The sequence below is a fragment of the Virgibacillus natechei genome (genome assembly GCF_026013645.1).
GTDB lineage: Bacteria > Bacillota > Bacilli > Bacillales > Amphibacillaceae > Virgibacillus_L > Virgibacillus_L natechei.
On record NZ_CP110224.1, the window covers coordinates 2,714,286 to 2,726,641 of the forward strand.

The following is a 12,356-nucleotide window of genomic DNA, read 5'->3' on the forward strand; positions in this document are numbered from 1 at the left end:
AAGACGAGAAGGGTAGGTTTATTTTTTATTTCTATATTTCTTATACAAAAGGTAAAATTAAGCTAATTGAGAAAATAAGTAACGTACCTATTGAATAATAATGCAATATGGCTTATTATAGTGAGAATACTTTTACATTTACAACAAGGAGATGGGGACATGGAGTCACAGACAATTCAAGTGGATCATTGTGCTGTAAGGAAAGAAAAACCAAAATCAGATCAATTGGACTTCGGAAGGATTTTTACAGATCATATGTTTATTATGGATTATTCAGATGATTTAGGTTGGCATGATCCGCGTATTGAACCCTATCAGCAACTATCTATAGATCCATCAGCAATGGTATTTCATTATGGACAATCGGTATTCGAAGGCATGAAAGCATATCTCACAGCTGAAGACGAGATACAATTATTCCGTCCTGAAAAAAACATGCAACGATTAAATAATTCCAACGATCGGCTCTGTATTCCGCCGATTGATGAGAAATTTGCCATACAAGCTATAAAAAAATTAGTATCTGTAGATTCGGACTGGATTCCAGAAGCGGAAGGAACGTCGCTATATATTCGTCCATTTATCATTTCCACCGAACCTTATATTGGCGTGGCACCATCGCTCCATTATAAATTCATCGTAATCTTATCGCCTGTTGGTGCCTATTACAAAGAAGGAATCAATCCGATAAAAATTGCAGTAGAAAATGAATTCGTCCGTACGGTGAAGGGTGGAACTGGTGAAGCAAAAACCGGGGGTAACTATGCTGCTAGCCTTAAAGCCCAAGAGATTGCTGGGAAGAAAGGATTCGCTCAAGTATTATGGTTGGATGGTGTCGAAAAGAAATATATTGAAGAAGTTGGTAGTATGAATATTTTCTTTAAGATTAACGGCGAAGTCATCACACCTGAATTAAATGGCAGTATTTTAGAAGGGGTAACCAGAAATTCAGTTATCCAGTTGTTAAAATATTGGGATGTTCCTGTGGTGGAGCGAAAAATTGGAATGGAAGAATTACAGCAGGCACATCATGACGGACTCCTGGAAGAAGCATTCGGTGCAGGAACGGCAGCAGTAATCTCTCCGATTAGCCAGTTTACATGGAATAATAATGATTCTCTTATTAAGGATGGAAAAACAGGTGCAATTGCGAAGCGATTATACGATACGCTAACTGGTATTCAATATGGAAGAGAAAAAGATCCTTTTGACTGGATTGTTAAAGTAGAAAAAGGTAGCAAAATAGCCCATTAGAATCGCAGCTTCTTTGGATTTGTAAACCTTGAATTATCAATTTTTATAGCTTTTTTTACAAAATAGCAGAGCAAATCACACACCAAATAGCAGGTTGGGAATGAATATTCTCAACCTGCTATTTATTTTGTTAGAAAACATGGCATTCGCTGAAGTGCGTGTTCAAAAAGGAGGATAAAAAGGACCGAGAAGTTCAAGGCGGCTTAGCTTTGAGTAGCGGAACGTATGCAATTAATACGTGAGCAACGGAAAAGCAAGCCAACGAAGAAATTCGATGTGTCATTTTTACCGGACTTTTTGAACATCCTCTTAAAGAGATTCTTAGAAAGCGTTCTTGCTTTGTTAGGCATGTAATTCTTACTGCATAAGTGCAGGCTTTGGCTTATCGCCATTAAAAGCGTCTTATTTAAAAGTTCTAGTAGACGCTACTGCCTTCTTCCAACCGTCATAAAGCGCATCACGTTTTTCCTCATCAAACGCGTTCGTAAACGTTTTTTCATTTTTCCACTGTTTGGCGATTTCTTCTTTGTCTTTCCAGTAACCAACAGCGAGACCGGCAAGATATGCTGCTCCCAGCGCTGTTGTTTCCTGAACTACTGGACGTTCTACTGGTACCCCAAGGATATTACTTTGAAATTGCATAAGGAAATCATTCCTAACAGCTCCACCATCTACACGCAATGTTTTTAAATCGATCCCTGAATCTTTTATCATCGCATCCACGACATCCTTCGATTGATAGGCGAGTGACTCGAGTGTTGCGCGAATAAAATGCTCTTTCGTCGTCCCGCGCGTTAACCCAAACACGGCCCCTCGTGCATCACTATCCCAGTACGGGGAGCCTAGGCCTACAAATGCTGGAACCATATATACCCCATCAGTAGATTCTACTTTTGATGCAAACTGCTCCGTTTGTTGGGCATCATCAACAATTCGCAATCCATCACGCAGCCATTGAATGGCAGAGCCTGTTACAAAAATACTTCCTTCAAGCGCATATTCCACCTTTCCGTCTACGCCCCACCCTAGCGTCGTAAGTAGGCCATGCTCAGATTGAATTGGTTTTTCACCTGTATTCATTAATACGAAATTACCTGTTCCATACGTATTTTTTACCATTCCTTCTTCAAAACATGCCTGGCCAAACAAGGCCGCTTGCTGGTCACCTGCAATGCCAGCAATTGGAACCTCGTGGCCAAAGAAATGATAATCAACCGTATTGGCATAGACCTCTGAGGATTGACGGACTTCTGGAAGCATGTTCTTTGGAACGGTCAGAATATCGAGTAATTCATCATCCCATTTCAAATCATAGATATTGAACATTAACGTTCTGGCCGCATTGGAGTAATCCGTAATATGGGTTTTTCCACCAGAAAGCTTGTAAACGACCCATGTATCCATCGTGCCAAATAATAGATCCCCTTTTTCCGCTTTTTCCCTTGCACCTTCCACGTTATCAAGAATCCACTTCACCTTTGTACCGGAAAAATAAGGATCAATTAACAAACCGGTCTTATCGCGAATCGTGTCATGATAACCTTGTTCATCTAATTCCCTGCAAATATATTCGGTTTGCCGGGATTGCCATACAATTGCTTTATAGATTGGTTTTCCAGTGTGCTTATCCCAAACAACCGTCGTTTCTCGTTGGTTCGTAATACCGATTCCAGCGATTTGACTAGGATCCGCGTCCGCCTTCCGTAAAACTTCTGAAATACAAGCAAGTATAGATGTCCATATCTCGTTGGCATCATGTTCTACCCAACCCGGCTTTTGGAAAAATTGTTCAAACTCCCGTTGGGCTGTTTCCACAATCTCCCCATCATGATTAAACAGGATGGCTCTTGAACTCGTTGTGCCTTGATCTAATGATAAAATAAATTTTTCACTCATTATATTTTCTCCTCCTACACAATATTTTCTTCCACTACATCTGCCTTTGTTTTATCTGTTTTCAATTCCGAACTCGCAGCACCTACTAAAATAATAGCAACTACAGTGCTTAAGATCCAGAATAATACAGTAAATTCACCTAAAAACATTGCTTGATAAAATACAGCTCCATATGCACCACCAAGAAGGGGGCCTACGATTGGAACCCAAGCATAACCCCAGTCGGATGAGCCTTTTCCGGGTATTGGGAGCAAGGCATGCGCAATTCGTGGCCCAAGATCACGAGCCGGATTGATTGCATATCCAGTAGTACCCCCAAGTGACATCCCGATTCCAACAATTAAAGCACCTACGATTAAAGGATTTAACCCTTCTGTAAATTCATTCGCACCGATAAACAGAAGCCCCATCACAAGGACGAATGTACCAATCATTTCACTCACCAGGTTTGAAAACGGGCTGCGAATAGCAGGCGTTGTTGAAAACACATCCCTTTTGGCAATTTTATCTTCGGTTTCCTTCCAATGCGGCAGGTAATTTAAGAAGACAATAACCGCACCAATAAAAGCCCCAATCACTTGGGCACTCATATACATTGGAACTTTTGCCCACGAAAGATCACCTGTAATCGCAAAGCCTAATGTTACAGCAGGGTTAATGTGTGCACCTGTGAAATTACCAACTGCATATACACCCATCGTTACACCTAGACCCCAGGCAAGCGTGATCAGTACCCAGCCAGTACCTTCAGCTTTAGACTTTTTCAAGACGACTCCAGCAACGACACCACCACCGAATATAACAAGGATCATTGTGCCAATTAGTTCAGCTAGAAATTCGGGCATTTCCATCACTCCTTTAAGTTTATCAATCTAGTTAACTATTTATTGCACAGAAAAAGACCCATACTCCAATAGACATACCTTCCCCTTAAGAAAGTACTATTAAAGTATGGGTCTCCATATCTCCACCACTTAATTAACTTGTTTTAGTAGAATATCATCTATTGTAATCGCTGTCAATTCGTAAGGGAAATATTCTTTTAGTTCGTTCCCACCATCCCATGTGGATCAATTACAAACTTTTTAGATGCTCCACCATCAAATGCCTTATAACTAGCTGGTGCATCCTCAAGTGAAATTAATGTGGCATTTACAGCTTTAGCAATTTGTGCGTTACCACTTAATATCGATTGCATTAAATCTCGATGATACTTCATTACCGGAGTTTGCCCGGTTACAAATGTATGCGCTTTTGCAAATCCTAAACCGAAGCGAATTTTTAACGTTCCTTCTTGTGCATCTTTATCTTCAGCACCAGGGTCACCAGTCACGTATAGTCCCGGTATTCCTAATCGCCCTCCAGCTCTTGTTATACCCATAACCGAATTCAACACAGTTGCAGGTGCTTCTCCGGCGTCTTGCCCATGACCGCTTGCCTCAAAACCTACCGCATCAATTGCACAATCCACTTCCGGTTCTCCTAATACTTGCTCGATTTGTTCCTCAAGATTAGCATGCTCTCTTAAGTTTACCGTTTCACAGCCAAAGCTTCTCGCCTGTGCTAACCTTTCTTCGATTAAATCTCCTACAATTACAACGGAAGCTCCCAGTAATTGTGCCGAGTGCGCAGCAGCCAAACCAACGGGACCAGCCCCCGCAACATAAACAGTTGAACCTGGTTTTACGCCTGCACTTACCGCTCCATGATATCCAGTTGGAAAAATATCAGAAAGCATGGTTAAATCAAGAATCTTTTCCATAGCCTGATCTTTATCCGGAAACTTCAAAAGTTGAAAATCAGCATATGGAACCATAACGTATTCGGATTGACCACCAACCCATCCGCCCATATCAACATAACCGTACGCTGAACCAGGGCGATCTGGATTTACATTTTGGCAAATATGTGTATCCTGTTGCTTACAGTTCCTACAACGTCCACAAGCAATATTAAACGGAACCGATACAAGATCACCCTTCTTCATAAATTCAACATCACGACCCACTTCCACAACCTCACCCGTTATTTCATGACCGAGAACTAACCCGCTCGGTGCGGTTGTCCTTCCTCTGACCATATGCTGATCACTGCCACAGATATTCGTTGTTACAACCTTTACAATAACCCCATGATTACATTTTCTGCCTACATTCAGTGGGTTGACACCAGGCCCATCCCTCAAAATTAAATCCGGATACGAAATATCCTGTATTTCCACTTCCCCTGGCTTGACATAAACTACCCCACGATTACTTGCCAAACGACCACTCCTTTTAAAATATAATAGATAAAAAGATGTATATCATGTTAGCACTATCAACTTAAATTATACCAGTATATTCAGAATAGTCAATAATAAGTTCAGTGCCTGTCACTTCCCGGTTTTTGTCGAATTATATTAGTGTGAAATCGTGCTATATGTGCTCCCTCTTTGATCTAAAACAATTAAAAATACGCCCTCCCGTTTACGAAGGACGTACTACTTCCATATTCGTCTGTTCCTGTTTGGTCTTTCTAGCCATTTTAACGAGTAAATAAACGATTGGTGTATCAACCAAAGCAACAATCAGTTTAAATACATACTGGGTTGCAACCATACCTAGGAGAACAGTAAACGGCACCGTTCCCCAGAATGCAATCGTGATGAAAATGGTTGTATCAACGAGTTGACTGGTCATTGTTGACACATTATTACGCAGCCATAGCTTATTTTTCCCGTGCTTTGCTTTTAAGCGTTGAAATAGGCTGACATCCAGATGTTGACTGGCAATATACGACAACAGGCTCGCAAGCATGACTCGGAAACTTCCACCTAGAATGGTTTCAAATTCTGCTTGAGAACCAAAAGCAGGTGCTGCAGGCAGTTCTATGGCAATAAATATAAAAATCATTACGATAACCTGTGTAAAAAATCCTGCTTGAACCGTTTTGCGCGCCGCGTTTTTTCCGTACACTTCTCCAATTACATCTGTAATGATAAAAGTTACGACATACACGATTACTGCTGCCGGTAAAATAAATTCACCAATACTAAACAATTTTACACCTAAAATATTGGACACGATTAACAGTCCAACAAATAGCGCATTTAAATAAATAAACATATATCGATCATCTCCTACTTAGAGAAAATCAAAGCCAACCCTCTAATCCATTTTAGCGATTATCTACTTTTTCTGGATACATATCGTGATTCATCATGCGGTGTTCGGCCATTTGCTCATATTTCGTATCAGCTTTCCCATAATTACAATAAGGATCGATTGAAATACCACCACGTGGCGTGAATTTGCCCCATACTTCAATATACCGTGGCTCCATCAATTCAATTAGGTCATTCATAATGATATTCATACTATCCTCATGGAAGCCACCATGATTTCTGAAACTAAACATATATAGCTTCAATGCCTTACTTTCCACCATTTTCTCATCTGGAATATAACTTAAATATACGGTAGCAAAATCTGGCTGACCCGTTATCGGACATAAGGTAGTAAATTCTGGGCAGTTAAATTTTACAAAAAAGTCCCTGTTTGAGTAATTGTTATCAACTGTCTCTAGCACTTCAGGCTTGTAATCAAAATTGTATTCTACTCCCTGATTTCCCAGTAGTGTTAACCCTGAAAGATCTTGTTCCTTCATCCTAATAACCTCCCTTATTTTTAAGAATAATAAAAAACCATGAACCTCTACTAAGGCACATGGCAGTATAATCGCGTCATCTGTCTTAGTTTTTTATAGAGGGTTAAAAGCTAAGAACCTCTCCCTATTCACCTAAATGATTATATATTCGAAAGGCAGAAATGTCAATTAGGTGCCTGTCACTTCCCGTAATTTGTCAAACATTGTCAACTCAAAGAGGGAGACTTCATCCAGTCACCCTCCTTCAATGTTCCTTTAATCTTCGATGGTCATTGTCCATTCATGCACTTCTAAATCCCTTGCATTAGAGGTGACATACGGATCTTGCTTAGCCATATTTTCAGCTTCTTCCAGACTTTCTGCTTTGTAAATGATCAATCCACCTGAACCATCTGAAAAGCGCCCTTTAGCAAAAATATTTCCCTCTTTTGCTTTTGTTTCTAAGTACGCAAGGTGATCAGCACGATATTCCTTGCTTTTCTCCTCATCTTTCATCGGCAATAAAACAGCAAAATATTTCATTTTCTATAACTCCTTCCCACTTTATTCTAACCCATAAAAAGTAAGTAAGAAACTACAACGTAACCAGCTATCGTTATAAGCGATGGTATCAAATAAGAGCTTTGGGACATGGAGCGATTTCGCATTAACGACCAGATAAGCACAATCGATAATATTGAAATACCTATTGCCGTTACCCGATTGTTTACAGATACATCTGCTAAGATAGATCCCCCTTGATAAACGGAATCAGATATTGCAATAATTACCATGTTAAACATATTACTTCCAAGAATAGAACCTACCGCCATGTTTGCATTTTTTAGACGAAATGCAGTGAACACCGAAACAGCTTCGGGTAGTGAAGTCGTTGCTGCTATTAGAAAACTCCCCACAAAACTCGAGCCAAGTCCTGTTATGACAGCTATTTTATCCCCTGTAATGGATAGGACACTACCAGCAATCATAATGGCTACAGCTGCTATTACAAAACCCGTAATTGCTTTTTTTACGGTCGTTGAACGATTAACCGCAGAATCCTCATCCGGCTTGTCTTTTTCCTTTTCATTATTTCCTGGCGGGGAAGGCATTCGACTTATAATGATCATCCCGATGATATAAACAAGTAAAATCACTATTGAATCTACACCAATTCCAATAATTGTATAATCAATACGTAAGAAAAGTGCTAACGTGACCATCACCATTAAAAACAGACCAAGTATAGCAGAGTAAATATGATTTCTATTTACAAGATGATAGAGCTGTTTTTTTCTGAAATAAAGATCAAAGCTAGCTATAATGAATAGATTAAATAAATTCGAACCAAGCATATTACCAATTGCGATATCAACATTTCCAATTATTACTGCGGAAAAACTTGTTGTGACCTCTGGCAGTGATGTAGCACCTGCTAATAAAACAGTCCCAACCAGCATGCCACCCATAGCTGTTTTTTTACTAATTACGTTGGCAAACTGTGACAACTTCATTGCGGTGTATACGGTTGCGATTGCTGCTAAGACAAAAAAGATAAATACCAAAAATTACCACCTCTTTTAATAACCTCACCCTATAATATACCCAATTAAGAAGTAATTAAAAGAAAATAAATCACAATGCGCAAATGTGAAATTATATAAAAAACCCTGCCAATTTTAACTGACAAGGATTTTGATCGATCTAATCTTTTACTTTAACATCGTATGTCCTTAACCAATAATCAATCTGAGCAAGGTGTGCTATTAATTGAGGCCCCTTCATTAATCGCGAACAGTGACAGGCACGTCCCGGAATTTGTCGAATAATAGCACGACTTTTTCCTGCCTTCATTCAGACAGAAAAAAAGCACCGCAGAACACGATGCAATTAGTAAATACTTATTTCTCCCTCAAATTTCAAACTTACCCCTTCGAAATAACTTCTACCTCATCACCCTCACCAACAATAACTTTATCCGTCATGCCAACAAACAAGCCCGTTTCCACAACTCCAACCAGTGATTTCAGTTCCTTATGTAATGTTTTAGGGTTAGGTATTTTATCGAAAGGACAATCTAAGATATAATTACCATTATCTGAGATAAATACCTCCCCATCTTTTTGCCGTAATTTAGGCACACATCCTAAGGTTGAAATATTATTTGCCGTCACTTCCCAGCCAAAGGGAATGACCTCAACCGGCAAGGGGAATGCCCCTAAGTGAGCTACTTTTTTTGAACGATCCACAATTATGATCAGCTCTTTAGCTGCCGAGGCAACGATCTTTTCTCTCAATAGTGCCCCTCCGCCTCCCTTGATAAGGTGTAAGTTCTCATCAACTTCATCCGCTCCATCAATGGTAACGTCAAGCTGTTTTAGTTCGGAAAAATCCGTTAAAGGGATGCCGAATTCCTTCGCCCATTGTGCCGTTGTTTGCGATGTGGGCACGCCGGTTACATCTAGTCCCTGTTCAACATATTCACCTAATTTTTTAATCATCCAATACACTGTAGATCCAGACCCTAAGCCCACTTTCATCCCATCTTCAATATATTTTACTGCTTCTTCACCGACTAGCTTTTTTGCGTTATCCATTTCACTCATCACGTACATCCTCCTTATAAAAACCCTCCCATTCATTATAACTTATCCATTAGCAGATCTCCACGTTCGAACCAGCCCATCCACAATCGTCTTAATTACTTCATCATCCGTGTCATAGTGATTATGAGATAACGGATTCCAACTCGTCAGCAATCCGCCAGTGTTTACTGGTACATCTTTTGTAACAGCAGCATCGTATGCTTCATTCACAGCCTTTAAAGGAAAAGCAAGTACATCATTCTTATTATAAAAATTAAGCCATTCCCCATATGTGGTAGGGTAAAATTTTTGAATCATGGGGGAGGGAACAGTGATTGGAGATCCAAAATCAATATACCGTAATGACCACAGAGCCATTGGACTACCCATTGTATAAAATAATGTCAGCGTTTCGCATTGCTCAATTGGTGTGTTGCTCGTACACTTTATGGTCTCCATGCCCCGATTTTCCCGTTTAAATTGTAAGTCATAAAAATAATTGCTCGCAACAATAGACCCGAGACTATGGCTGATCACACATAACGGAGCATTTGGACCTGCTTTTTTCCTTAATTTATTAAGGCTTGTAGCCACAATAGAATGAACCTTGTCATAATTTTGATTCCCCATTGTAGTTGGCTGGTATCCAATCGCATCCGCTAGAAACTCTATTACAAACTGTCGTAGCCTGGAATATCTCAGATCCGCATTTTCTTGTAATCGATCCGATAGTTCAGCTTGTTCTGGTTCAAATACGGAAGACCAGAAAACAGGCTCAAACACCAACTCCTTCTCCACATTTTTAATGGATAGCTTTTTCGCAAAATCTCGGGAAACACGTGTAATGATTTCATCTGCAAAATTTTCATCTGGCGTACCCGCACCATGAATAACAGCAACCGCAATTTTCTGAGCCACCATGTTCACCCTCCTCTAGAAAAGATCGTTATATTCATACTACTTGATATAATCAAATATTTTAAGCTGAAAATTACCTATTTTACACAAAAACTTTCGACAGAAAACGGGAAGTGACAGGCACCGCACCACCTAGCGTATGTGCTGCCACTCGCAAAAAAAAGACCCGCGTTAGCGAGTCTTTTTCACCTTATTATTCAGCTGCTGGTGTTTCTTCTTCCGTCACAGCAATATCACTGCGATAAACATCTGTTCCAGTTTCGATTGAGAAGTTGTGTACACGATTGTTAACCGGTACAAGTTCTGCACGATATACTGTCGGGAATACAGGAACGTCTTCTACCATAAGTTCTTGCCATTCACTGTACACACTTTGACGATGTTCAATATCAAATGAATCTTCAGAAACACCTTCTTCTAACAATGCTTCATTCTCTTCACTTGTATAACGAGAGTAGTTAAACATTGCATTAGGACCATAAAGTCCAGAAGGATTAACGTCACTACCTACACTCCAAGCACCTTGGTAAATGTCAATTTCAGGATCGTCTTCTTCTACCATGTCATAGAATGCATTAAACTCAATCAAACGACCATCTAAGAGTTGAACATTAATTCCTATATCTTCCCATGATTGAATGTAGTATTGTGCGATTGGTTCTGCAGTGTCTCCACCTGACATCGATGCAAAGTTAATTACTAACTCATCTCCATCTGGTGTTTCACGGAACCCATCATCCGTTACATCTTCATATCCAGCTTCATCAAGAATTTGATTAGCCGTATCTGGATCATAAGTTGGTGCTTCAATGGAATCATCATGATAATCTGGATGTGATGGTGCTATAAGTGTTGTCGCATTCCAACGAAGTCCATTATAGAACTGTTCACCAACTGCATCGTTATCAACAGCATGCCACATTGCACGACGCAAGTCTACGTCTGCCATTTTCTTGCTATCATCCATTACTACTTCTCCAGCGTCATCATCCCACTCACCTAGTTTAAATCCAATATAGGTGTATGCATTATCAACACCACCAAGATATTCAATATTTGACATTTCAGCATTTTCCGGGTATTGATCCGTTGGGAAGCTGTCTACCATATCAACTTCTCCAGTTTCTAATGATTGAACGACAACATTTGGGTTCACAACTTGCAAGGTAACACCGTCAAGATTTGGTTCCCCGCGCCAGTAGTCTTCATTTTTTGTATATGTGACAGATTCACCTGGTGTAATCGTATCAACTTTAAACGGTCCCATTCCAATTGGATTTTCACGAACCTCTGGTGCTTCTTCCATTTCAGCTACAGGAATATCCTCAAAAACATGCTTCGGCATTGCATAAGGCCATGCGCCACCAGCTAGAAGCGATGGATTTAGTTGCTTATACGTAATTTCCATCGATTTATCATCAATAATTTCAATACCGGAGATTTCATCTGCGTCCCCACTATTGTATTCTTCCATACCTTCAATAACAGTGAAGTCTGCACCATAGCGAATACCAGTATATTCCGGGTCGCCAATTACTTCATAGGAAAATGCCCAGTCTTCTGCAGTTACAGGTTCTCCATCATGCCAATTTACGTCATCACGAATCGTGAACGTAATGGTATTTGCATCTTCATCTGCTTCAAAAGTCGCAGCACCATCATTGGTATAATTATAGTTTTCATCAATTGTTAATAATGATTCATCGAACCATTCAATAACTTCTGCATCCGGTGCACCTTGATAGAAGTTCCAATTCAACGTTCCTTCGAAAACAGTATCAGATACTAGCCCAAAATTAAGTGTTCCACCATCAATGGCTTCCCCCTCATTTGTTTTGGTGTGATTAAAGTCATCGATCGAATACACAACATCCCCCGGATCGACTTCTTCCTCTTCCTCTTCCTCTTCATCGTCCTCGGTTCCTTCTGCATCTTCTGTTCCTTCGTCTGAACCGTTATCGTCCGCTTCCTCACTTGCACTTTCATCACTACAAGCTGCAAGTGCAAGCAATAATACGAGCATTAGCGCAAATAGCGCTTTACTAAAAGCTGTCTTTCCCATCTTGAACCCTCCCT

The 12,356-nt window shown here is 40.1% G+C and carries 11 protein-coding genes and 1 riboswitch; of the genes, 1 reads left to right on the forward strand and 10 read right to left on the reverse strand.

The genetic code is table 11. From position 1 onward, the window contains the following. Positions 1-159: 159 nt before the first annotated feature. Complete coding sequence (locus OLD84_RS14010; protein WP_209463821.1) at positions 160-1,254, forward strand: branched-chain amino acid aminotransferase; 1,095 nt, start codon at positions 160-162, stop codon at positions 1,252-1,254. 402 nt (positions 1,255-1,656) lie between these two features. On the opposite strand, the gene glpK is transcribed toward OLD84_RS14010, so the two are convergent. The 10 genes from glpK to opp4A all read right to left on the reverse strand — a co-directional run bounded on the left by glpK (position 1,657) and on the right by opp4A (position 12,342). Continuing rightward, a complete protein-coding gene (gene glpK / locus OLD84_RS14015; RefSeq protein WP_209463820.1) occupies positions 1,657-3,150 on the reverse strand; it encodes a glycerol kinase GlpK in 1,494 nt (497 codons plus the stop codon). Between the two features lie 14 nt (positions 3,151-3,164). Further along, complete coding sequence (locus tag OLD84_RS14020) at positions 3,165-3,995, reverse strand: MIP/aquaporin family protein (protein WP_209463819.1); 831 nt, start codon at positions 3,993-3,995, stop codon at positions 3,165-3,167. 197 nt (positions 3,996-4,192) lie between these two features. After that, entirely contained in the window at positions 4,193-5,413 is a 1,221-nt protein-coding gene (gene fdhA, locus OLD84_RS14025; protein ID WP_209463818.1) for a formaldehyde dehydrogenase, glutathione-independent, read from the reverse strand. A gap of 205 nt (positions 5,414-5,618) precedes the next feature. Further along, the gene (locus tag OLD84_RS14030; RefSeq protein ID WP_209463817.1) at positions 5,619-6,257 is read right to left on the reverse strand and encodes a queuosine precursor transporter; all 639 of its coding nucleotides are present in this window, start codon (positions 6,255-6,257) and stop codon (positions 5,619-5,621) included. 52 nt (positions 6,258-6,309) lie between these two features. Then, positions 6,310-6,798, reverse strand: coding sequence for a preQ(1) synthase (queF, locus tag OLD84_RS14035; protein ID WP_209463816.1), 489 nt, complete (start codon positions 6,796-6,798; stop codon positions 6,310-6,312). Between the two features lie 79 nt (positions 6,799-6,877). Next, positions 6,878-6,925: riboswitch (PreQ1 riboswitch) on the reverse strand. Positions 6,926-7,053: 128 nt separating this feature from the next. Further along, positions 7,054-7,320, reverse strand: a complete 267-nt coding sequence (locus OLD84_RS14040; RefSeq protein ID WP_209463815.1) for a YciI family protein — start codon at positions 7,318-7,320, stop codon at positions 7,054-7,056. 26 nt (positions 7,321-7,346) lie between these two features. Next, entirely contained in the window at positions 7,347-8,342 is a 996-nt protein-coding gene (locus OLD84_RS14045; protein WP_209463814.1) for a sodium:calcium antiporter, read from the reverse strand. A gap of 360 nt (positions 8,343-8,702) precedes the next feature. Beyond that, on the reverse strand, positions 8,703-9,383 hold the full coding sequence (gene rpiA / locus OLD84_RS14050) for a ribose-5-phosphate isomerase RpiA (protein ID WP_280953321.1): 681 nt from the start codon (positions 9,381-9,383) through the stop codon (positions 8,703-8,705). 42 nt (positions 9,384-9,425) lie between these two features. After that, positions 9,426-10,283, reverse strand: a complete 858-nt coding sequence (locus OLD84_RS14055) for a chemotaxis protein (RefSeq protein ID WP_245301627.1) — start codon at positions 10,281-10,283, stop codon at positions 9,426-9,428. A gap of 190 nt (positions 10,284-10,473) precedes the next feature. Next, entirely contained in the window at positions 10,474-12,342 is a 1,869-nt protein-coding gene (opp4A, locus tag OLD84_RS14060; protein WP_209463813.1) for an oligopeptide ABC transporter substrate-binding protein, read from the reverse strand. Positions 12,343-12,356 lie beyond the last annotated feature (14 nt).